This window comes from Sphingomonas sp. GW821-FHT09E03, assembly GCF_059416225.1.
Genome location: NZ_JBWKOS010000004.1, coordinates 362,477 through 383,437, shown reverse-complemented (window position 1 = coordinate 383,437; position 20,961 = coordinate 362,477). Strand labels below are relative to the sequence as shown.

Annotated in this window: 21 protein-coding genes, 1 tRNA gene and 1 pseudogene; 14 read left to right on the top strand and 9 right to left on the bottom strand. The window is 67.3% G+C overall.

Annotation, left to right across the window (positions count from 1 at the left end):
- Position 1: 1 nt before the first annotated feature.
- The 7 genes from AC07M8_RS12175 (at position 2) to AC07M8_RS12145 (ending at position 2,674) form a co-directional block, all read left to right on the top strand.
- A complete protein-coding gene (locus tag AC07M8_RS12175) occupies positions 2–214 on the top strand; it encodes a hypothetical protein (RefSeq protein ID WP_495174580.1) in 213 nt (70 codons plus the stop codon).
- 141 nt (positions 215–355) lie between these two features.
- Complete coding sequence (locus tag AC07M8_RS12170; RefSeq protein ID WP_495174710.1) at positions 356–598, top strand: DUF2312 domain-containing protein; 243 nt, start codon at positions 356–358, stop codon at positions 596–598.
- On the top strand, positions 598–720 hold the full coding sequence (locus AC07M8_RS12165) for a hypothetical protein (protein WP_495174579.1): 123 nt from the start codon (positions 598–600) through the stop codon (positions 718–720). The genes AC07M8_RS12170 and AC07M8_RS12165 overlap by 1 nt, the downstream gene beginning before the upstream one ends.
- A complete protein-coding gene (locus tag AC07M8_RS12160) occupies positions 717–1,001 on the top strand; it encodes a hypothetical protein (RefSeq protein WP_495174578.1) in 285 nt (94 codons plus the stop codon). Before AC07M8_RS12165 ends, AC07M8_RS12160 begins: the two co-directional genes overlap by 4 nt.
- On the top strand, positions 998–1,192 hold the full coding sequence (locus AC07M8_RS12155; protein WP_495174577.1) for a hypothetical protein: 195 nt from the start codon (positions 998–1,000) through the stop codon (positions 1,190–1,192). The genes AC07M8_RS12160 and AC07M8_RS12155 overlap by 4 nt, the downstream gene beginning before the upstream one ends.
- Before the next feature lie 142 nt (positions 1,193–1,334).
- Complete coding sequence (locus tag AC07M8_RS12150; protein WP_495174576.1) at positions 1,335–2,441, top strand: phosphoadenosine phosphosulfate reductase domain-containing protein; 1,107 nt, start codon at positions 1,335–1,337, stop codon at positions 2,439–2,441.
- Positions 2,438–2,674: a helix-turn-helix transcriptional regulator gene (locus tag AC07M8_RS12145; protein ID WP_495174575.1), complete on the top strand. Its 237-nt coding sequence runs from the start codon at positions 2,438–2,440 to the stop codon at positions 2,672–2,674. Before AC07M8_RS12150 ends, AC07M8_RS12145 begins: the two co-directional genes overlap by 4 nt.
- Positions 2,675–2,822: 148 nt before the next feature.
- Here AC07M8_RS12145 and AC07M8_RS12140 read toward each other — a convergent pair.
- The 4 genes and pseudogenes from AC07M8_RS12140 to AC07M8_RS12125 form a co-directional block, all read right to left on the bottom strand.
- A pseudogene (locus tag AC07M8_RS12140) lies at positions 2,823–3,080 on the bottom strand (response regulator); the annotation flags it as partial.
- Positions 3,081–3,197: 117 nt separating this feature from the next.
- A complete protein-coding gene (locus AC07M8_RS12135) occupies positions 3,198–3,674 on the bottom strand; it encodes a cupin domain-containing protein (protein WP_267393428.1) in 477 nt (158 codons plus the stop codon).
- Entirely contained in the window at positions 3,671–4,777 is a 1,107-nt protein-coding gene (locus AC07M8_RS12130; protein WP_495174574.1) for a Gfo/Idh/MocA family protein, read from the bottom strand. The genes AC07M8_RS12135 and AC07M8_RS12130 overlap by 4 nt, the downstream gene beginning before the upstream one ends.
- A 90-nt stretch (positions 4,778–4,867) precedes the next feature.
- Complete coding sequence (locus AC07M8_RS12125) at positions 4,868–5,107, bottom strand: helix-turn-helix domain-containing protein (protein ID WP_495174709.1); 240 nt, start codon at positions 5,105–5,107, stop codon at positions 4,868–4,870.
- A 341-nt stretch (positions 5,108–5,448) separates the two neighbouring features.
- Between AC07M8_RS12125 and AC07M8_RS12120 the strand changes: the two genes are divergently transcribed.
- Positions 5,449–6,795 (top strand): GntP family permease, encoded by a 1,347-nt coding sequence (locus tag AC07M8_RS12120; RefSeq protein WP_495174573.1) that lies wholly within the window; start codon positions 5,449–5,451, stop codon positions 6,793–6,795.
- 37 nt (positions 6,796–6,832) lie between these two features.
- Entirely contained in the window at positions 6,833–7,510 is a 678-nt protein-coding gene (locus AC07M8_RS12115; protein ID WP_495174572.1) for a FadR/GntR family transcriptional regulator, read from the top strand.
- A 9-nt stretch (positions 7,511–7,519) separates the two neighbouring features.
- On the opposite strand, the gene AC07M8_RS12110 is transcribed toward AC07M8_RS12115, so the two are convergent.
- Positions 7,520–8,410, bottom strand: coding sequence for an alpha/beta hydrolase (locus tag AC07M8_RS12110; protein WP_495174571.1), 891 nt, complete (start codon positions 8,408–8,410; stop codon positions 7,520–7,522).
- On the bottom strand, positions 8,407–8,919 hold the full coding sequence (locus AC07M8_RS12105) for a gluconokinase (RefSeq protein WP_495174570.1): 513 nt from the start codon (positions 8,917–8,919) through the stop codon (positions 8,407–8,409). Before AC07M8_RS12105 ends, AC07M8_RS12110 begins: the two co-directional genes overlap by 4 nt.
- A 228-nt stretch (positions 8,920–9,147) precedes the next feature.
- On the opposite strand from AC07M8_RS12105, the gene AC07M8_RS12100 reads away from it, so the two are divergent.
- The 3 genes from AC07M8_RS12100 (at position 9,148) to AC07M8_RS12090 (ending at position 18,382) form a co-directional block, all read left to right on the top strand.
- A complete protein-coding gene (locus AC07M8_RS12100) occupies positions 9,148–12,162 on the top strand; it encodes a glycosyl hydrolase family 28-related protein (protein ID WP_495174569.1) in 3,015 nt (1,004 codons plus the stop codon).
- Between the two features lie 43 nt (positions 12,163–12,205).
- Entirely contained in the window at positions 12,206–15,247 is a 3,042-nt protein-coding gene (locus tag AC07M8_RS12095) for a TonB-dependent receptor plug domain-containing protein (protein ID WP_495174568.1), read from the top strand.
- A gap of 105 nt (positions 15,248–15,352) precedes the next feature.
- Positions 15,353–18,382 (top strand): glycosyl hydrolase family 28-related protein, encoded by a 3,030-nt coding sequence (locus AC07M8_RS12090; RefSeq protein WP_495174567.1) that lies wholly within the window; start codon positions 15,353–15,355, stop codon positions 18,380–18,382.
- A 7-nt stretch (positions 18,383–18,389) separates the two neighbouring features.
- Here the strand turns inward: AC07M8_RS12090 and AC07M8_RS12085 are convergent, their stop codons facing one another.
- Positions 18,390–18,812: a secondary thiamine-phosphate synthase enzyme YjbQ gene (locus AC07M8_RS12085; protein ID WP_495174566.1), complete on the bottom strand. Its 423-nt coding sequence runs from the start codon at positions 18,810–18,812 to the stop codon at positions 18,390–18,392.
- A 140-nt stretch (positions 18,813–18,952) separates the two neighbouring features.
- On the opposite strand from AC07M8_RS12085, the gene AC07M8_RS12080 reads away from it, so the two are divergent.
- The gene (locus AC07M8_RS12080; RefSeq protein ID WP_267393413.1) at positions 18,953–19,135 is read left to right on the top strand and encodes a hypothetical protein; all 183 of its coding nucleotides are present in this window, start codon (positions 18,953–18,955) and stop codon (positions 19,133–19,135) included.
- Between the two features lie 85 nt (positions 19,136–19,220).
- Positions 19,221–19,532, top strand: a complete 312-nt coding sequence (locus AC07M8_RS12075) for a polyhydroxyalkanoic acid system family protein (protein ID WP_495174565.1) — start codon at positions 19,221–19,223, stop codon at positions 19,530–19,532.
- Between the two features lie 36 nt (positions 19,533–19,568).
- On the opposite strand, the gene AC07M8_RS12070 is transcribed toward AC07M8_RS12075, so the two are convergent.
- Both AC07M8_RS12070 and AC07M8_RS12065 read right to left on the bottom strand, forming a co-directional pair.
- A complete protein-coding gene (locus tag AC07M8_RS12070; protein ID WP_495174564.1) occupies positions 19,569–20,687 on the bottom strand; it encodes an energy transducer TonB in 1,119 nt (372 codons plus the stop codon).
- Positions 20,688–20,816: 129 nt separating this feature from the next.
- Positions 20,817–20,891: transfer RNA gene (locus AC07M8_RS12065), tRNA-Asn, on the bottom strand.
- Between the last annotated feature and the right edge of the window lie 70 nt (positions 20,892–20,961).

Genomic DNA, 20,961 nt, shown 5'->3' with positions numbered 1-20,961 from the left:
AGTGTCGCGCTCTGCCACCAGCGAGGGTTGCCCAGGCCTCGGCCATGGCGACCGGGTGCTCTTCCTCGGCAGCGGCCAGCGTCGCGGCAAGCAGGCCGATGTGCTCGCCGTCCGCCACCTCTTGGCCACAGTCCGCTTCGCCGACGGCGTCGCGTGCTGGTGCCTCGCCGCGGATCTTCACCCGGTCCCGCGCCGCCCGCCGCCAATGTTCTGAACGGCTCCCGGTCCTTGTGGAGCCCCTCTCTACAAGTCGCGCCGCTGGCGCGCCCCTGATTTCCACCCGCACGAACTGGAACCAGCAATGACGAGCATATCCGAAAGCACGAACTCGGCCGGCGATACCCGCGGCGAAGGCATGGGCGGCGGTCACATCGCGGCTGACGAGCTGCGCCTGCTGATCGAACGCGCCGAGCGCCTCGAGGAAGAAAAGAAGGGCATCACCGACGACATCAAGGACGTGATGGCCGAGGCCAAAGGGCGCGGATACGACCCGAAGGCCATCCGCAAGATTCTGTCGATCCGGAAGAAGAAGAAAGAGGAGTTCCAGGAAGAGGAAGCGATCCTCGAGGTCTACATGCAAGCGCTGGGGATGATCTGATGAGCGAGCCCCACGTCACCTCCTGGTCGCCCCGCGCGCAGATGCTGGCGCGGATCCTCGCGCCTGCCGGCACCTGGACGCTGATCGCCGTGATCGCCGCAGCTGCTGTGAGGCACATGTGATCGTCGTCCGCGTAGAGCTGTGGTCGGCCGTCGATGGGCAGGTTTCCGAGCTTGCGCGGATGACGATCGACAACAGCGGCACCACTGCCGATCGCCAGCACGCCGACTATCGCGCCCGGAGCTATCGCGGGCGCGATGCAAAGACGCTGCACCACGCCATGCTCGCTGGGACGGCCCAGCGAGAGGACAGGGTGCGGCGCCACGCCCGATTGAAGCTCCACGTCTGGCATCTGGTTGCCAAGGCGCTGAGCAGCATGGGCTACGCGGAGATCCGGCTGTGAGCCCGAACCCCGGCTACTTGCCCCGCGAGGCGATCGGCAAGCGCGTCCGCGTGATCCTCGCCAACGGCAACGAGGGTGCGACCGACGCCAACCCCATGTCGCCGTCTGGTTGGGCAGCAGACGGTAAGGCCGGCTGCCGCTGGACCCTTACTGGCCGCCCCCATGACATCGCATCTTACGAGGTGATCTGATGAGCGCTATCGCCAAGCAGATCAGCGCGATTGGCAACAGCGTATGTCCGCCGGTAGCTCGCGCACTCGTCCTCGCTAATCAGCCGCCCGCTGCGCCGGTGAGGCTCGCTGCATGACGCGGGCAGCCGACGCGCGGCACCAGATGGCACTCTTCACCACCGGCTTCGAAGAGCTGGCGGTCTCCCCAGACGTGCGCATGGCCATCCAAGCAGGCGCACCTGTGGCGTTTAGCCTTTCTGGCGGCAAGGATAGCGTTTCGATCAGCTACGCTACCGCGCAGCTGCTCGACCGCCTTGGTCACCCGCGGGAGCGACGCGTCGGGATCCATGCGGATCTTGGTCGTATCGAATGGCAATCCACCCCGGCTACAGTACGGGCGGCAGCGGCCCTGCTTGGCGTGCCGCTCATCGTGGTGCGCAACAAGTCTTATGACATGTTGTCCAAATGGGAGCGCCGCTTTGAGCTGGGCTGCCGGCGCTACGAGGAGCTGCTGACCTACCACCTGACGGCGCCATGGTCTTCCGCGAGCACCCGTTTCTGCACGTCAGAAATGAAAACGCAGGTCATTCTGCCCGAGCTGCTGCGTCGCTTTCCAGCAGATCGGATCCTGTCCGTGGTTGGCATTCGCCGCGAAGAAAGCCCCAAGCGTCGGCTAACCCCGATCAGCAAGGCCGAGGGCTCCTGCTACACGCGCAAGCGCGGTGCAAATATCCTAACGTGGCACCCTGGCGTCGATGTGCGCGAGGACGAGGTCTACGCCTACTGCGAGCGTTATGGCCTGCCGTTGCCGGAAAGCTACGGCTTGGGCAGCACGCGCCATGGCTGCGCGTTCTGCGTCCTAGCTTCGGCGCATGACATTGGCATCGCCGCAAGGGCGCCGGGCAACCGGGGCGCCTACCTGCATCTGGTCAGCCGCGAGGCCTCGTCCACATTCAGCTTTCAGCCTGATCGCTGGCTTGGCGACGTTGCCCCGGATCTGCTGCCGGCTTCGTTGGCTTCGGAACTGGCGCGGGGCAAGCTCCTCGGCGCCGAGCGTCTCCGCTTGGAAGCGTCGCTGCCCACCAATCTGCGCTACGTGAAAGGCTGGCCGCAGCGCGTCCCAAGCCTCGAAGAAGCAGCCATCATCGTCGACGTCCGCGCCCGCATCATGGCCATGCACGGACTAACCTCACCCTACGCCACTGCCGTCCAGGTCCGCGATCGTATCGCCGAGCTGCACGATGCCGAACGCCTCAAGGAAGCCGCATGAAGACTGCCGCCCAACGCAAGCAGGAGGGCCAGCCGAGCACTGCTGGTCGCTTCCTCCGGATCAACGATGTCGTCGCGACGGTCGGTCTGAGCCGAGCGACCATCTACCGGATGATCGCCAACGGCCAGTTCCCGAAGCAGGTGCGACTCACCGCGCAATGTTGTGGCTGGTGGCAGGCTGCCGTCGACGAATGGGTGAGTGCCCGCCTCTCCGCTGAACCACCGGCGGGATAGGGCAGGGGGCACCACGGGGGGCACCGCCCATCTACAAGCATCAATAAAATCCAGGGTTTACAGCATGATGACCTCGACGAAGCGGCAGAGGCCAGGGGCACCATTTTGACATCCCGATGCTGCGGCGTCGCTCGAGGGGGGGGCTCAGCTAGCCCTCGATCAGCCCACGGATGCGGCTGGTCAGCGCGTCGATCGAGAACGGCTTGGTGAGAACGTGCATGCCGGGGTCGAGGTGGCCGTGGCTGAGCACCGCATTTTCCGCATAGCCGGTAATAAACAATATCTTGAGGTTCGGGCGGATCGCGCGAGCGGCGTCGGCGACTTGGCGGCCGCTCATACCGCCGGGCAGCCCGACGGCGGTGACGAGCAGATCGATGCGCGCATCCGAGTTGATCACCTTGAGCCCGGGGTCGAAGACCGGCCGGTGGAGTTGTTGAGCATGTAAGGCAAATGTTCCGTCTCGGCGGATGGCCCCGCCGCCTTCGGAAAAGGCGTGCGGGGTGCCGGAGCGTTCCGCTGAGGGTCAGCGTCCTGCGGGCAATTTGATCCCGAGCATCACCAGCCGGTCGCCGGTGATGCCGAACCAGTGGGGCGTCCCGGCGGGGATCAGGAAGACGTCGCCGGGCGCGAGCGTGCGGGTGGTGCCGCCGTCGATCCGGTCACCTTCGGTGAGCCCGGGCTGCTTCACCACCGGCGCCACCAGCGTCCCGCCCGAGACGAGCGTGCCCGCACCGGCGACGACCATGACATATTCGCCGTCGCTCGGGTGAACTGCCGGGCGGCCCGGCGCCTTCCAGATTTCCAGCCCGGCAACGGTGGCGCCATCGCGCACGACCGGTTGCCAGGCGAACCCCTGGCCCGGCTTCATCGCCTTGCCCATTGCGGCGACCTGCGCGGCGACCTCGCCGGCGGCGGCGAAGCTGGTCGGATCCGCTGCGCTGCCGGGTACCGCCGTCCACGCCAGCGGCAGCAACGCAACTCGTGCGAGCCGCGCGATCATGCCCCGGCTCCAAGGCGGATGGTGCGGCCCTCGCGCGCGGAACGGTAGATCGCCTCGACGATCCGCATGTCGCGCAATCCTTCCTCACCCGACACGATCGGCTCGGCCCCGGTGCGCACGCAGCTGGCGAGATGATCGAGCTGACCGGCGAACTGGGTCTTGGCGGGCCCCGGCGGCGGTGTCACCTCGCGCTCGCGGCCGTCCTTGCCGAGCCACATCCGGTTGCCGTCGTAGCGGGTCGCGGGTTCGAGCTCGACCCGCCCCTTGTCGCCCATCAGCAGCACATGGTTCTGGTTGGCGCTGTACATCGACTGGCAGCTGGCGATTGCGCCCGAGGGGAATTCCAGCGTCCAGTCGAGGATGTCCTCGACCTCGGTGAACCGCGGGTCGCGACGGTCGGTGGATTCGCGCGCGGTGACCGCGATCGGCTCCTCACCGGTCATGTAGCGCGCCGCCTGCAGGCTGTAGATGCCCATGTCCATCAGCGATCCGCCACCCGCCATGGCGCGCTTGAGCCGCCAGGCCGAGGGGCTGCCCTGGGTGAAACCGTGTTCGGAGCGGACGTAGCGGATCTTGCCCGCCGCGCCGCTGTGCGCCAGCCGCATCGCCTCGACGTTGAGCGGTTCAAAATGGCAGCGATAGCCGATCATCAGCTTCCGCCCCGCGGCCTTGCACGCCGCGATCATCGCCTCGCATTCTTTCACCGAGACCGCCATCGGCTTCTCGCACATCACGTGCTTGCCGGCCTTGGCGGCGCGGATGGTATAGTCGGCGTGCATCGCATTGGGCAGGCAGACATAGACGATGTCGACGTCCGGATTGTCGCGGATCGTATCGAAATTGGCGTAGGAATATATCGATCGCGCCGGCAAGCCGTGCTCGGCGGCGACGCGTCGCGCCTTGGCAGCATCGCCGCTGACCACCGCCGCCAGCCGGCTGTGCGCGCAGTTGGCGAACTGCGGGATGATCACCCCAAGCCCGTAATAACCAAGCCCGACGATTGCGTAGCCGAGCGGCCGATCCGGCACCACACGCGCCATCGCGCTCGATCCCACCGCCAGTGATGCCGCGGACAGCAGCAGGTCACGTCGTCCCAAGTCCATCCCGGCCTCCACCCTTGTTCGTGCTGATGCACTGTTATGCTGATAGCGATACCACAGCCGCACGCGCGGATCAGCCTGCTTCGCAAGATGTCACGCCCGCAGCGTGCGATCCATGCGCTGCGCAGCGACCGCGACCTGGGTGCGGTTGCGGACGTTGAGCTTGCGCATCAGCGCGGTCATATGCGCCTTCACCGTCGCCTCGGCGATGCCGAGATCATAGGCGATCTGCTTGTTGAGCAGCCCTGAATGAACCCCGGCCAGCACCTTCATCTGCGTCGGGGTGAGCTGCGCTCCCGCCGTGGCCGGCTGGTGGCCCGGATCGGTCGGCATGTTGTCGTTCGGTACGATCCTGTTCACGGCCATCTCTCCCATCGCGCGCCCAGCGCCCGTCGGGGCGCTGCCGGTCGTCTCGCCGGTCGGTCGCCCATCTCGACTCACGTCGTGATCCGATCCTAGGCGTATTGGTTGGACAGGTTCAAGCGGTTTGACGCTCAATCTAGCTAGATCAGCAGCAATCTATGGTCATTCTCAATTTTCCTGTCATACAGCTTTGGAGCTTCGACGGCCGCCAAGGTCAGTGGTAAGCCGGTTGGAGGAGGGGTGATGATACGAGAGGATAGGCGTGGGCGCCGTGCGACCGCGACGTTGCGGATCACCGCAGGAGCGCGACCATGATCGCTGCCGATTACCGCCTGATCATCGCCGCGCTGCTCGGCATCGGTCTGTCGATCGTGCTGATCGTGCGTGTCGGCCTCCACCCGTTCATCGCCTTGCTGTGCGGCGCCTTTGCCGTCGGGCTGGTCAGCGGCATGGCCACGGCGGATACCGCCAAGGCGGTGCAGAAGGGGGCGGGCGACATCCTCGGCGGCACCGGTCTGGTGGTCGCGCTGGGCTTGGCACTCGGGGCGATGCTGCAATTGTCCGACGGCGCTGCGGCGCTCGCGCGCGCCGGTCTGCGCTGGTCCGGCGCCGCCCGGGCGCCGTGGGCAAGCTTGCTGGTCGCCCTGGTGATCGGCCTGCCGCTGTTCTTCGAGACCGGGCTGGTGCTGCTGCTGCCGATCGTCGCCACGGCGGCAGCGGCGCTGCCCGATGGCGGACGCGGCGACGACGCCAAGCTACGGCTGATGCTGCCCGCGCTCGCCGGCTTGTCGGTGGTCCACGCGTTGGTGCCGCCCCACCCCGGGCCGTTGCTTGCGGTCGACGCGCTCGGTGCCAGCCTCGGCCTGACGATCGGCTATGGCCTGCTCGTCGCCTTGCCGACCGCGATCATCGCCGGGCCGCTGCTCGCGCGGTTTACCGCCCGCGGCGTGGTGCTCGCCACCCCGGCGATCGCGCCGCGCCCGGTGGAGATCGAGCCGCCGGCGATCTGGCGGGCGCTGGTCGTGGTGCTGATGCCGGTGGTGCTGATCGCCGCCGGCCAGGTGGAATCGCTGCTCCCCGTCAGCGTGGCGCCGCGCTTCGCCTGGCTTGGCGCCGCGAGCAATCCGGTATTGGCGCTGCTGATCGCCTGCCTCGTCGCGCTGCCGCTGCTGTTCGGCCGCGGCGTCGGCCGGCGCGCCACCCAGGAGGCGATCTGGTCGGAAACGATGAAGCCGGCAGGCGCCATCCTGCTCTCGATCGGCGCCGGCGGGGCGCTCAAGCAGGTGCTGGTCAGCGCCGGCCTGTCGGACCTGCTGGTCCGCGTCGCGGCCGGCGGAGCGTTGTCGCCGATCCTGCTCGCCTGGGGCGTTGCGGTGTGCATCCGCCTGGCCACCGGCTCGGCGACCGTCGCAACCATCACCACCGCCGGGATCATGCCGGGGCTGGTCGCCGCCTCCGGCGTCTCGCCTGAATGGACGGTGCTGGCGATCGGCGCGGGCTCGGTATTCTTCAGCCATGTCAACGATCCGGGCTTCTGGCTGGTCAAGAGCTATCTTGGCACCGATACGCCGGGCACCTTCCGCACCTGGTCGGTACTGGAGACCGTGGTATCCGTGGTGGGATTGATCCTGGTGCTGCTCGGCAGCAGCGTGATGTGATGGCAGCCCGAGGGGTCTGCTGCGGGGAGAATGGCCGATGAACGACATCCGCCTGGCGGACCAGGCCTATACGGGCATCGTCGCGCTGATCGATGCCGATGGGCTCGGCATCGGCGATCGCCTGCCCTCGGAGTCACGGCTGGCCGGGATGTTCGGCATGTCACGGACGATGGTGCGCGAGGCGCTGGTGCGGTTGGCGTCGGACGGCATCACTGAGGCGCGGCGTGGCGCCGGCTCGTTCGTCAAGAACCGGCCGTCGGACCGCCTGGTCGCCTACATGCCGCTCGCCGAACTGTCGGCGACGCTCGGCACGTATGAGGTGCGCTTCGTGCTCGAGGCCGAGGCAGCGCGGCTCGCCGCGGCGCGCCGCTCGGTCGCCGAGATGGCGGCGATCGACGCGGCGCTGGCGGACCTGCGCACCGCCTTGCTGTCGAGCGACCCGGCGCACGCCGAGGACATGGAATTGCATCGCCGGATCGTGCTCGCGACCGCCAACCCGGCCTTCCTGCTCGCGTTCGAGGCACTGTCGGGCGAGATCGACCGGATCATGCGCGCCGGCGTCGACATTTCCCGGTCGCGACCGCCCGAGGTGATCGGCGCGATGATGCGCGAGCATGAGACGATCGTCGACGCGATCCGCGCCCAGGATGCCGACGGCGCCGCGCTGGCGATGCGCTGGCATCTGTCGGAGGGACGCAAGCGCCTGATGCCCTAGGCCGATGCCCTAGGGCATCGGCCAGTTGCTCGGCGTGGTCCGCGCATCGTGCCGCGCGACCAGCCAGCCGCCGTCGGCCAGCCAGTCGGCCAGCCGGTCCGGCCAATGCTGCAGCGACACACGCTCGGCGTGCATGGCGACGTTGAAGCCGTGATCGGTGTCGGCGAACAGATGTAGTTCCGCCGAGACGCCGGCCGCGCGCAACTGCTGGTACAGCGCGAGCGTCGGCGGCGCGCAGCACGCGTCCTGCGTCCCGGCGACGAGGAACGCCGGTGGCGCTCCGATGACGGCGCGCGCCGGGATCCCCAGTGGGCCGGGATAGGCCAGGATCTGGAAATCGGGCCGGGCACTGATGCGGTCGATCGCATCGAGCGGCGCGGCGCCTGCGGGCGCAGGGTTGTCGGCGACCAGCGACACGAGTTCGCCACCCGCGGAGAAGCCCATCAGCCCCAGTCGATGCGGATCGATGTGATACTCGGCGGCGTGCGCGCGTACCCAGCGCACCGCGCGTCGAGCATCGGCGGCGGCATCGGTTTCGATACCGTACGATGATCCCGGCTGACGCGCGAGGCGGTATTTGAGCACGAATACCGTGATTCCAAACCGGTTCAGTGTCCGCGCCGGCATCACGCCCTCGTTCACCCACACCAGCATGCGGTGGCCGCCGCCGGGGATCACGATCACGCCGACGCCGTTGGCGTGTGCCGGATCGGCGGGGAACACCGTGATCGAGGGGGCATGGACGTTGCGGATATAGCTGTTCTCGACGATCTCGGCCTCGCCGCGGTGGGCGGCGGAGCCGGGCGCCCCCTGCGGCCAGATCGGCACCGTGATCTGCGGCGTTGCCTGAGCGGGCGCCAGCACGGCCGCGGCAGCGATGGTCAGCACCGCGCGGATCATCCCTCGGTGCCTGATTGTTCGAGCCACGCGAGCACCCGCCCGCATAGCACCGCCGGCGCTGAGCCCGCGTCGAACGCCATGGCCCGCTCCCCCGCGGCAGGCCGTTCTAGTGTCTGCAGCTGGCTGTCGAGCAGGCTCGGCGGCATATAATGGAGCGGGCGATTGGCGATCCGGCGGCGCAGTTCGTCGCGATCATTGTCCAGCAGCACGAAGCGTGTCGGGGCAGGTATCGCGGTGATCAGCCGATCGCGGTAGCTGCGCCGCAAGGCCGAGCAGGCGGCCACCGCCAGGCCGCGCTCCGCGACGGCTCCGGCAATGGCGGCGCCCAGGCGGTCGAGCCATGGCCAGCGATCGTCGTCGGTGAGTGCCTCGCCGTGGCTCATCTTGGCGATGGCGGCGGCATCGTGGAAGTCGTCGCCCTCGAGGAACGGGCAGCCCAGCGACTGCGCCAGCGCATGGCCGAGCGTTGATTTGCCGCTGCCGCTGACGCCCATGATGATGATCGCCATCGGGGCGAGCGCCGCAGGAGTGGTTGACGGGTGCAAGCCTTGTCCTCGCTGGCTGGTCGCGCCGAGCCACGAGCCGGTCGGCATGATGCCCAACCCATTAGCGAGGCGGCGGGTTGCGGGGAACTACGACCATCGTCGTGGATGCCAGCCACGCCGTGCCAGCGTAACCACGATCCAGACGAGGCGCCGCGACGCGTCCATGATTGCTGGGGTGGAAACGTGATCGGGATGAAGGCAGTTTTGTTGGCGGCGACCAGCCTGTTCGTGGCGCAGCCTGCGGCTGCCGCCATCACCGGCTCGACCCTGCTCGCCCGCCCCGACGATCCCCGTGCCGTTACGGTCAAGGGAAGGGGCGACGGCCGCGCCGACGACAGCGAGGCGCTGCAACGCGCGATCGACGCTGCGCGCGATGACACCGGCCATGGCATCGTCTTCTTGCCGTCCGGCCGCTACCGGCTGACCCGCAGCATCCTGGTGCCGCAGGGCGTGCGCATCTTCGGCGTCGGCCCCACCCGGCCGCTGCTGGTGCTCGGCGACAACACGCCGGGGTTCCAGCAGGGCGTCAGCACGCTGATCGTGTTCACCGGCGGCGATCAATATGACGTCGGCAAGGTGCCCGTGCCGGTGCCCACCGTGGTGCCGCGCAGCGACAAGGTCCGCGACGCCAATTCGGCCACCTTCTACTCGTCGATGAGCAACGTCGACGTCGAGATCGGCGCTGGCAATCCCGCGGCCGCCGCGGTGCGCTTCCGCGTCGCTCAGCATGGTTTCCTCAGCCACATGCGCTTCCGCCTCGGCTCGGCCTTCGCCGGTGTCTATCAGGCCGGCAATGTCATGAAGGACGTCCACTTCGAGGGTGGTCGCTATGGCATCGTCAGCGAGAAGACCTCGCCGGCGTGGCAGTTCACGCTGATCGATTCGAGCTTCGATGGCCAGCGCGATGCGGCGATCCGCGAGCATGAGGCCGATCTGACGCTGGTCAACGTTGCCTTTCGCAACGCGCCGGTCGGGATCGAGATCGATCGGGGGTACAGCGACTCGCTATGGGGCAAGGACGTCCGCTTCGAGCACATCGCGCGCGCCGGGGTGATCATCTCCAACGAGGCGAGCACCTTCACCCAAATCGGCTTCGACAACGCCTTGGCGGTCGATACGCCGGTGTTCGCCCGCTTCCGCGACAGCGGCCGTACCGTTTCCGGCAAGCCCGGCGCCTATCGCGTCGCCAGTTTCAGCCATGGTCTCGCGGTGCCGGGGCTCGGCCGGGTCGGCAAGATCGCGACCAAGGCGGATATCGCGCCGCTGCCGGCGATGCCGTCACACCGCGCCCCGGCAATCCGCGCCTATCCGGAGGTCGCGGCCTGGACCAACGTCCGCAGCCTCGGAGTCAAGGGGGATGGTCGCACCGACGACAGCGACGCGATCCAGCGTGCGATCGACACCCACCGCGTGCTCTATTTCCCCGCCGGCTTTTACATGGTCCGAGCGACGCTGCGCCTCCGCCCTGACACGGTGTTGCTCGGCCTCCATCCCGCAATCACCCAGCTGGTGATCCCCGACGACGATCCCGCCCACGCCGGTGTCGGCGCGGTAATGCCGATCCTGGAGACGCCGAAAGGCGGCGACAACATCGTTGCCGGGCTCGGGCTGTTCACCGGCCGGGTCAACCCGCGGGCAAGCGCGCTGCTGTGGCGTTCGGGCGCTGGCAGCCTGCTCGAGGACGTCAAGATCATGGGCGGTGGCGGTTCCCCCACCGCGGACGGCAAGCCGCTCGGCGCCCGCAACGCGCGCAGCGGCGATCCGGTCGCCGACAACCGCTGGGACGCGCAATATCCCAGCATCTGGGTGACCGACGGCGGCGGCGGCACCTTTGCCGACATCTGGAGCCCCAACACCTTCGCCCAAGCCGGCTTCTACGTCTCCGATACCGAGACGCCGGGGCATGTCTACGAGATGTCTGTGGAGCATCACGTCCGCAACGAGATCGTGCTTGATGGTGTCGCCAACTGGGAGTTTCTGGCGCCGCAGACCGAGCAGGAAGTGGGCGAGGGAATGGACGCCGTCTCGCTCGAGCTGCGCAACACCCGCAATGTCCTGTTCGCCAACTATCACGCCTATCGTGTCACCCGCACCTTTCACCCCGCCGCTACCGCGGTGAAGCTGTTCAACGCGGCCGACATCCGTTTCCGCAACGTCCACGTGAACGCCGAGAGCGGCTTTGCCACCTGCGACGCCAACGGCTGCGGAACCTATCTGCGCGCAAGCAAATTCGCGTTCGACAACGCCATCCAGGACATGACGCACGGGCTTGAGGTGCGCGAGCGCGAGTTCGCGACGCTTGACGTGCCCGCGGCGCCGCCGCCCGTTGCGCCGGCGAGCCTCGGCACGCCGGTGAAGAAGCTGGCGGGCGATTTCTGGTCGATTTCCGGCGGCGCGGTCGGTGCCGATGGCGCGCTCTACTTCATCGAGCACCGCTTCCAGCGCATCTATCGCTGGACCGAGGCGAGGGGGCTTGAGGTGGTGCGCGATGCCGCGCCCGATCCGGTCAACCTCGCCGTTGATGGATCGGGCAAGCTGCTCGTGCTGTCGTCGTTCGGACCCGAAGGCAGCGTCTATGCGCTCGATCCCGACGGGGACAAGACCGCGCTCACCGTCATCGCGCCGACCGCGGCCGCCGATCATCCCGGCGCCCGGACGCTGGTGCCGGTCAATTGGTGGAACAATGGCGAGTTCCGCGATCAGTATGATCCGGCCAGCGACCATTTCACCACCCTTGCCGAGATGTTCGCGCGGGACGCCGGAACACCGAAGGCGCGCGACTATGTCTCGCCCGATGGCAGCCTGGTGCTGCCGGCGTTCCGGGTCCTTCAGCAGGGCCCGCCCGATCATGCCGGCTGGCGCTGGTCCGACACGCTCCAGGCCTATGGCTTTGTCGCGGCCAGGACCGGCGAGCGATTGTTCGTCAGCAACGGCTCCGAAGGCGTCACCTACAGCGCCCGGCTCGGCAAGGGCGGCGCGTTGGTCGATCTCGAGCCGTTCGCGGCCCGCGGCGGCGAGAGCGTCGCGACGGACGGGCAGGGTCGGGTGTTCATCGCCAACGGCCAGGTCTTCGTCCACGCCGCTGACGGCCGCGAGATCGGGCGGATCGACGTGCCCGAGCGCCCGCTGCAGCTGCTGCTCGGCGGCGCCGATCATCGCACGCTGTTCATCCTGACCCACCACACGCTGTTCGCCGCGAGGGTGTGACCGACGATTACGAAAAACAAAACACGACAGGTGAGGAACTGCCATGGCCAATATCCAACGACACCGCCGCCATTCTCTGCTCGGCGCCAGCCTCGCGCCGCTGATCGCTGCGGTGCTGGTGCTGCCGGCGGCGGCGCAGACCACGCCGCCCGCGTCGCCTGACAGCGGCCTGCCGACGACTACCCAGACCGCCGACCCCGCCGCACCCGATCAGATGACCGCACCCGCGACGCTGCAGACTGATCAGGCGGCGGAGACCACCCGGGCCGCCGGCGGCCCGGACATCATTGTCACCGGCTCGCGGATCACCTCCAGCGGCTTCAGCGCACCGACGCCGACGACGGTGATCGGTGCCGCCGAGATCGCGCGCAACGCCCAGCCCAACATCTTCACCACCATCGCCCAATTGCCCTCGCTGCAGGGCTCGACCGGCACCACCACCGGCACCAACAGCACCTCGAGCGGCACTCAGGGGCTCAGCTCCTTCTCGCTGCGCGGGCTCGGCACGATTCGCACGCTGACGCTGCTCGATGGCCAGCGCGTAGTCGGCGCCAACGTCACCGGTGTGCCGGACATCAGCCTGTTCCCGCAATTGCTGGTCCAGCGCGTCGACGTCGTCACCGGCGGCGCCTCGGCATCCTACGGGTCGGACGCGGTCGGCGGTGTCGTCAACTTCATCACCAACAAGCGGTTCGAAGGTTTCAAGGCCAACGTCCTCGGCGGCGTTTCCACCTATGGCGACGATCGCCAGATCCTGGTCCAGGCGGCGGCGGGCAAGGCATTCCTCAATGATCGCCTGCACGTCATCGTCAGCGGCGAATATGCCCATGAGGACGGCATCAAGCCCGGCGGCTTCGGCGAAGACGCGCCCGACAGCCGCGACTGGTACACCACCGCGACCCTGATCAACCGCGGCATCACCAACGACGGCTCGCCGCAATATCAGTATCGTGAGCATGTCCAGGCCTATCAGTACACCAAATACGGGCTGATATCCGCCGGCCCGCTGCAGGGCACCGCGTTCAACGCCGCCGGCCAGCCATTCCAGTTCGCCTACGGCTCCAACGGCGTGCCGGCCAAGAATGCGGCGGGTACGGTGAGTGGCTGCTACATCGGCTTCTGCGTCGGCGGCGACCTCTCGGGCAATGTCGGCATCGGCACCACGCTGCAGTCGAGGCTCGATCGCTACAACGGCTATGGCCGGGTCGGCTTCGACATCGATGCCGACAATGAGATTTACGCCACTGTCAACATCGCCCAGGTCGATACCAGCAACCAGCCCAACCCTGGCGCTGCCAAGTCCGGCCTGACGCTGCAATGTTCCAACCCGTTCGTGCCCGCCTCGATCCAGGCGGCGTGCGCGGCGAACGGCATCACCCAGTTCCAATATGGCGTCAGCAACGCAATCCTGCCCAACATCACCGTCTATCCCACCCGCAAGCAATATCGGTTCGTCGGTGGCGCCACCGGCCGGGTGCCGGTGCTCGGCTCGCAATGGCACTATGACGTCTATTACGAGCATGGCGAGAACATCACCGACATCAACGTCGAGAACATCACGCTGACACCGCGCTACAATGCCGCGATCCAGGCGATCACGCTCAACGGCCAGACCGTCTGCGCCAGCGCAGTGGCACGAGCCAATGGGTGCGTCCCGATCAACATCATCGGCGGCACACCGCCGTCGGCGGCGGCGCTCGCCTATATCGAGCCCGCCAACGGCCCGCGTCAGCACACGCGTCAGACCCAGGACGTCGCCAGCGCCAGCATCTCGGGCGAGCCCTTCTCGCTCTGGGCCGGGCCGGTGTCGGTCGCGACCGGCGCCGAATATCGCCGCGAATTCTACCATGTCACTGGCGATCCCTATGGCAACGGCGTGTCGGACGAGAGCCCGTATGACACCAACTACCCGGCAGATCCGTTGCTCAATACCGTCGGCAACAACTGGTACGCGGGCAATTACCACAACGGCCGCGGCAGCTATAACGTGCTCGAAAGCTTCCTCGAGCTCAACGTGCCGTTCCTGAGCTCGGCGACGCTGGGCAAGGCCAACCTCAATGTCGCCGGCCGGGCGACGCGCTACAGCACCTCGGGCACCGTCTACACGTGGAAGATCGGCGGCACCTGGGACACGCCGCTCGACGGGTTCCGGATCCGCGCGGTCACCTCGCGCGACGTCCGCGCGCCCAATCTGTCCGAGCTGTTCGCGGCACCGATCTCGGTCACCGTCCCCAACTTCACCAATCCGTTCAACAACACCGCGGTGAACATCATCCAGAACACCACGGGCAATCCCAACCTCCGCCCCGAGGTCGCGCGCAACACCGAGGTGGGGCTGGTGCTCGCCCGGCCGAGCTGGCTCCCCGGGTTCAGCGTCTCGGTGGATTACTACAAGATCAAGCTCGACGGCGTGATCTCGGCGTTGAGCGCGCAACAGCAGGTCAATCTCTGCTTCTCGGGCGTCACCGCGACCTGCGGCTCGTTCAATCTCTCCGATCCCGGCGGCAACAACTTCGTCACCGTCCAGCCGTTCAACCTCGCGTCCATTTCCACCGATGGAATCGACATCGAAGCAAGCTACCAGTGGCGCGACCCGCTGGGGATCAAGGGCAATTTCTCGCTGCGCGGGCTCGCCACCAACGTCCGCAGCTTCATCACCGACACCGGGCTGCCTGGCACCATTCCGATCGACAGCGCCGGCGCCAACTCGGGCAACACGCCCAAGTGGAAATGGCTGGCGATCGAAGGCTATGACAATGATCGCTTCAGCTTCACCCTGCAGCAGCGCTGGTTCAGCGACGGCGTGATCGGCAATCAATATGTCGTCTGCGGCACCGGCAATTGCCCGGTATCGACCGTCAACAACCCTACCGTCGATTATAATTTCATGCCCGGCGCCTTCTATTTTGACGTCGGCGGATCGTACAACATCGCCAAGAAGCTGACCGCCTATTTCAAGGTCGACAATCTCTTCAACCGCGATCCCGCGCCCTCGCCGCAGACCAACACCGGGGTGGACGTCAACCCGGCGCTCTATGACGTGATCGGGCGGATGTTCCGGCTCGGCGTCCGCTACAATTTCTGATCCTTCTGCGCCTCTGTGGCTGGTGTCGACCGCCGCCGGGGCGCTACCTCTTCCCCCAACTGTCCCGGCCATGTGCCGGGACTTTCGTCTATCAGGAGATCGGCCATGCAGCGACGCAACGGAATAGGGGCGGCGGCGCTTATCGGCCTGTTGCTGGCCAGCACCGCCCCGGCGATGGCGTCGACGTCGTCGCTGCAGACCGCGCCCGACGATCCCCGCGCGGTCACCGTCGCCGGCAAGCGCGACGGCCGCGCCGACGACACCGCCGCGCTCCAGCGCGCGATCGACGCCGCCGCCGCCAAGGGCAGCGGCGGCATCGTCTTCATGCCCTCGGGCCGCTATCGCGTTACCCGGACCATCTTCGTCTGGCCCGGTGTTCGCGTGTTCGGCGTCGGCGGAACCCGGCCAGTGCTGGTGCTCGGCGACTCCACCCCCGGCTTCCAGCAGGGCATCGCCAACATGGTGATCTTCGCCGGCGCCCACCGTGGCCAGGTGCCGCGAGTGCCGTTCCCGCCGCCTGGCAGCGTGCCGTTCGACGCCACCGTCGCCGACGCCAACCCCGGCACCTTCTATTCGGCGATGAGTAACATCGATGTCGAGATCGGCCAGGGCAATCCGGCCGCCGCGGCGATCCGCTTCCATGCAGCGCAGCACGCCTATCTCAGCCACATGGACTTCGATCTCGGCTCCGGTCTTGCCGGGCTCTACCAGGTCGCCAACGTCGGCCAGGACCTGCACTTCCGCGGTGGCCGTTACGGCATCCTCACCGAGAAACCATCGCCTGCCTGGCAGTTCACCCTGCTCGATTCGAGCTTCGACGGCCAGCGCGACGCTGCGATCCGCGAGCATGAGGCGGGGCTCACCCTCGTCAACGTCACGATGCGCAACGCGCCGGTCGGGATCGACATCGACCGGGGCTATGGCGACTGGCTGTGGGGCAGGGACGTCCGCTTCGAGAATATCGCCCGCGCCGGCGTCGTGATCTCCAACGAGAACAACGTCTACACTCAGATCGGCTTCGAGAACGCCTTGGCGTCCAACACCCCATTATTCGCGCGCTTCCGCGACAGCGGCAAGACGGTAGCGGGGGCCGGTCAGGCTTACCGGGTCGCGGCCTTCGACTACGGCCTGACGGTACCCGGCCTCGGCCAGACCGGCCAATATGCCACCGTCATCAAGGCGGCGGCGCTGCCCGCGCTGCCGGCGCCCGGTGCCCCCGCGATCCGGCCGCTGCCCGCGACCATCGACTGGTTCAACGTCCGCGAGGCCGGCGCGCGCGGTGACAACAAGACCGATGATACCCAGGCGATCCAGCGCGCGATCGACTCGCATCGCACCGTCTATTTTCCCGCGGGTCGCTACATCGTCAGCGACACGCTGCGGCTGCGCGCCGACACCGCGCTGGTCGCGCTCCATCCCAACCTCACGCAGATCATCCTGCCCGATCGTACCCCCGGCTATCAGGGCGTTGGCGCCCCCAAGCCGCTGATCGCCTCCGCAGACGGTGGCTCGGCAATTGTCTCCGGCCTTGGCTTGTCCACCGGCGGGATCAATCCGCGCGCCACCGCCCTGCTGTGGACCGCCGGCGCAAATTCGCTGGTCGACGACGTCAAGTTCCAGGGCGGCCACGGCACCGACCTCGCCGACGGTACCCGCTTCGATCCGTACAATGCCAACCACAGCGGCGATGCCGATCCCGCCAAGCGCTGGGACGCGCAATATCCCAGCCTGTGGGTGACGCGCGGCGGCGGCGGCACCTTCAACAACATCTGGAGCCCCAACACCTACGCCCAGGCCGGCTTCTACGTCTCCGACACCGACACCCCCGGCCATGTCTACGAGATGTCGGTCGAGCATCACGCCCGTACCGAGATCGCGCTCAACCGCGTCGCCAATTGGGAACTGCTCGCGCCGCAGACCGAGGAGGAAGCGGGCGAAAGCCAGGATGCAGTGTCGCTCGAGATCCGCGACAGCCACGACATCCTCGTCGCCAACTATCACGCCTATCGCGTCACCCGCTCGCTCAAACCCGCCGCGGCGGCAGTGCGGCTTTACAATGCCCGCGGCATCCGCTTCCGCAACGTGCATGTGAACGCCGAAAGCGGACTTGGCACCTGCGACGAGAATGGCTGCGCCACCTACCTGCGCGCCAGCAAATATCCGTACGAAAATGCCGTCCAGGACATGACCAATGGTCTGGAAGTACGCGAGCACGAGTTTGCGACCCTCGATGTCGGCGCCGCCACCCCGCCGGCCAAGGCCCGCGCGTTCGCCGGCAAGGTCACCAAGCTAGCCGGCGGCTTCGATGCCGCCGGCGGCGGCGCGGTGGATGCGGCGGGCAATCTCTACTTTGTCGATCGCAAAGCGCAGCGGATCTACGGCTGGTCGGCCAAGGGCGGTCTGTCCATCGTGCGGGATACGCCGCTCGATGCGGTCAACCTGGCGGTGGATCGCTCGGGCAATCTGATGGTGCTGTCGTCCGCCGGGCGAGAAGGCACCGTCTACAGCTTTAAGCCGGGCGCGCCCGAGACGGCGCTGACCGTGATCGCGCCGACCGCGGCGGCGGACCACCCGGAAGCCAGCGTGGCGCTGCCGGCGAGCTATTGGAACAACGGCGAGTTCAAGGATCAGCTCGATCCCGCGACGATGCGCTACCCGACGCTCGCCGACATGTTCGCGCGCGACGCCGCCTTGCCCAAGTCCCGCGCCTATGTGTCGCCCGATGGCAGCCTGGTGCTGCCGGCCTATCGCACCTTCCAGCAGGGGCCGGCGGATTTCAGGGGCTGGCGCTTCTCCGATGCGCTCGACAGCTACGGCTTTGTCGCCGCCAGACCGGGCAGTCGCGTGTTCGTCACCAACGGCTCGGAGAATAAGACGTATAGCGGCCTGCTCGGCCCGCGCGGCGAGCTCAGCGCGCTCAAGGCCTTCGCGAACCGCGGTGGCGAGAGCGTCGCGGTCGATGGGCGGGGACGGGTATTCGTCGCCAATGGACAGATATTCGTCTATGCCGCCGATGGCCGCGAGATCGGCCGGATCGACGTCCCCGAGCGCCCACTCCAGCTGCTCGTCGGCGGCGCGGATGGCCGCAGCCTGTTCATTCTGTCCCATCACGGCCTCTACGTGGCCGGCATCTGAGCAGCCGCTAGCGCGCTTCGCCGATCAGGTGGAGCGCGATCGTCCGCGGGTGGGGATGCCGGCGGTGCTCGAACAGATAGATGCCCTGCCACGTCCCCAAGGCAAGCCGGCCGCCGATCAGCGGGATCGACAGCTGCACGCCGGTGAGCGCAGTGCGCAGGTGCGCCGGCATGTCGTCCGGCCCCTCGTCGTCATGTTCGTAATGCCGGCTTTCGGGCGCCAGCGCGGCGAAATAGGCCTCCATGTCGCGCCGGACTGCCGGGGCGGCATTCTCCTGGATCACCAGCGAGGCGGAGGTGTGGCGGCAGAACAGAGTGAGCAGCCCCTCGGTCAGCCCTTGGCGATCAACCCAGTCGACGACGTCGCGGGTAAAATCGATCAGCCCCTGGTGCCGGGTGTCGATGGTGATGATGGTGGTGGCCTGCTGCATCGGGATGCCATAGCATGGAACCACGCCCGGCAACGCCCATGGTATCTGCTGCGTCGCAGCAAGAAAACGTCACGCCGCGCACGTCCGCTGGCAAAACCCGCCACCTAGATCGGGCATCGAACCCCCAAGGAGAGACGTTCATGGACGATTCCGCCACCAACAACGACAAGCCACTTCACCCTGTGTGGGGCAAGGTCGGGCTGCTGGCGTTCGGGCTTTGCATCCTCGCGTTCCTCACGGCGATCGACCGCCCCGAGTGGTTCCACCTGCGCCCGGCGAGCGGCACCGCGGCGGCGCTGACGCTGGCTGCCGAGCGGCCCTGATCTGTTGCGGGTGCGTGGCTAGCCTTGTCATGGCCGTCATCGGCAGCCTAGGCCACGCACCCGATCCAGCAACCGACGAGTGACCATGGCCGACCTTGCCTTCGACATCCCCCATGCGCTCGGCCGGGCCGAGGCGCGGCGCCGCATCGAAGCCGGCCTGCCCAAGCTCGCGGCGCACATCCCCGGCGGCGGGACGGTTGATGCCGAGTGGACCGGCGCGGATGCGCTATCGCTGGCGATCAAGGCAATGGGGCACAAGGTGGCGGCCGATCTCGTGATCGGTGATGCGCAGGTCGCCGGCACGGTGCGCATCCCGATGATGCTGGCGATGATGGCCGGCCCGATCGGCGATTTCGTCAAAACCAGTGCCGAGAAGATGCTCGCCAAGCCGGCCTGATCGCGCCTCAAGGGCGGGCGGTAACTGACCTTGCGGTCAGCCGCCTCCCGCCGGCTCGGGCGTACCGGGCCCCATCCGGAACCGGACTCGCTCGACGCAGCCCACCAGCCCTGTGCTGGACGCCTTCTTCTTGGCATCCAACACGATCGGCAGCGCCGCCTTGCCGAATTCATCCGACGGCTGGCTCGCCAAGACTCTGACGTGGCCGGTGGCGCCCCAGGGCGCAACGTCGAACGCCAGGATCGCCCAACCCTCGATCGCCCGCTTGCGCCAATTGTCCGGATAGACGAGCGCTGGCATCGTTTCCCATTTCTCGTCATAGGCGCAATTACTGCCGGCTGGGGTCAGCGACGGTGGATCGATGTCCGCCGGCGCCGGCAAACGGGTGGCGTTTCTGGTGAACGGGTTGAGGCAGCCACGCCGCGGGCCTTGCGTCAGCCGCGACTGGCCCATCGCGCGCAGTGCAGCCCGTTCGAGCGCTACGTTGCCGGTGCCGACCGCCTGCCTGAGGTGGATAGGGCGGCCTTTGGCGTTTAGATCATAAGCCACCAGGCTCCAGTCCCGTGCCCCAGGAGCACCCGGCAGCTTCAGGTAATCGGGCGACACGGCCCGCAGCCACTGCGGCCTGGGCTCCTTGTCGCAATCCGCCCCCTCGGGCTTGATCCGGGCCCACGCCGCTGGCGGCAGCTCGCCGTTGAGCGGATTGATGCTGTAGGAGATGAGATCGCCGAGCGGAGCGTCGGCGATCGACAGGGGATTCGCGGTGTAGGTCACCGTGCAATTGTCCAGCGCCGCCGCCACTGCGAAATGCGATGCTGCGAGCGACGGCGCTATGTCAGTTGTCGAATAGTCCCAGTCTCCGCTGCCGGTGATCGACATGGCTTGGCCGCGCGGATCGATCCGGAACGTGTAGGTTCGCGGCGCCGATGTTTGCTCGCCCCAAAGCAAGGTTGTGTAGGGCCGCCGAAGCTGCGTGCCGGCGAAGGTCCTGCCGCTGCATCGCACGTCACCGGGGATCCACCGCTGGAGGCGTTGCCCTGATATTTGCGGCGCGGGGGGCACCGCTGCCGGCGGGCCCGCCTGCCCGCTGGCGATCAGAGCGGCTGCGACAAGACCAATCGCCATACACAATCCTCCACACGCCCGGCCCGGCACGTGATGGTTATCGTAGGCGGCAATAGGCCGGTGGAGCAACAATCAAGCAATAGATCGCGGATGTCATAATAGTGGCCCCGACATCGCGCGGCCCTCGACGAAAAACCTTGGTTTTCGGAGGTCCGCAGCTGGCTCCCTGAGTAGGATTCGAACCTACGGCCGCTCGATTAACAGTCGAGAGCTCTACCGCTGAGCTATCAGGGAACGCGCTGCGGAAGCGCGTCTATAAACGGCAAAATCGGCGATGCAACCCCGTTTTGTCGCAGAACCGATC

What these genes read in the sequence shown, in the direction of transcription:
- AC07M8_RS12170 (WP_495174710.1), top strand. Translation starts at nt 356, where the DNA reads ATGGGCGGCGGTCACATCGCGGCTGACGAGCTGCGCCTGCTGATCGAA.
- AC07M8_RS12165 (WP_495174579.1), top strand. Translation starts at nt 598, where the DNA reads ATGAGCGAGCCCCACGTCACCTCCTGGTCGCCCCGCGCGCAGATGCTG.
- AC07M8_RS12150 (WP_495174576.1), top strand. Translation starts at nt 1,335, where the DNA reads ATGGCACTCTTCACCACCGGCTTCGAAGAGCTGGCGGTCTCCCCAGAC.
- AC07M8_RS12145 (WP_495174575.1), top strand. Translation starts at nt 2,438, where the DNA reads ATGAAGACTGCCGCCCAACGCAAGCAGGAGGGCCAGCCGAGCACTGCT.
- AC07M8_RS12135 (WP_267393428.1), bottom strand. Translation starts at nt 3,674, where the DNA reads ATGATCGCGCGGCTCGCACGAGTTGCGTTGCTGCCGCTGGCGTGGACG.
- AC07M8_RS12130 (WP_495174574.1), bottom strand. Translation starts at nt 4,777, where the DNA reads ATGGACTTGGGACGACGTGACCTGCTGCTGTCCGCGGCATCACTGGCG.
- AC07M8_RS12125 (WP_495174709.1), bottom strand. Translation starts at nt 5,107, where the DNA reads ATGCCGACCGATCCGGGCCACCAGCCGGCCACGGCGGGAGCGCAGCTC.
- AC07M8_RS12120 (WP_495174573.1), top strand. Translation starts at nt 5,449, where the DNA reads ATGATCGCTGCCGATTACCGCCTGATCATCGCCGCGCTGCTCGGCATC.
- AC07M8_RS12115 (WP_495174572.1), top strand. Translation starts at nt 6,833, where the DNA reads ATGAACGACATCCGCCTGGCGGACCAGGCCTATACGGGCATCGTCGCG.
- AC07M8_RS12110 (WP_495174571.1), bottom strand. Translation starts at nt 8,410, where the DNA reads ATGATCCGCGCGGTGCTGACCATCGCTGCCGCGGCCGTGCTGGCGCCC.
- AC07M8_RS12105 (WP_495174570.1), bottom strand. Translation starts at nt 8,919, where the DNA reads ATGGCGATCATCATCATGGGCGTCAGCGGCAGCGGCAAATCAACGCTC.
- AC07M8_RS12100 (WP_495174569.1), top strand. Translation starts at nt 9,148, where the DNA reads ATGAAGGCAGTTTTGTTGGCGGCGACCAGCCTGTTCGTGGCGCAGCCT.
- AC07M8_RS12095 (WP_495174568.1), top strand. Translation starts at nt 12,206, where the DNA reads ATGGCCAATATCCAACGACACCGCCGCCATTCTCTGCTCGGCGCCAGC.
- AC07M8_RS12090 (WP_495174567.1), top strand. Translation starts at nt 15,353, where the DNA reads ATGCAGCGACGCAACGGAATAGGGGCGGCGGCGCTTATCGGCCTGTTG.
- AC07M8_RS12085 (WP_495174566.1), bottom strand. Translation starts at nt 18,812, where the DNA reads ATGCAGCAGGCCACCACCATCATCACCATCGACACCCGGCACCAGGGG.
- AC07M8_RS12080 (WP_267393413.1), top strand. Translation starts at nt 18,953, where the DNA reads ATGGACGATTCCGCCACCAACAACGACAAGCCACTTCACCCTGTGTGG.
- AC07M8_RS12075 (WP_495174565.1), top strand. Translation starts at nt 19,221, where the DNA reads ATGGCCGACCTTGCCTTCGACATCCCCCATGCGCTCGGCCGGGCCGAG.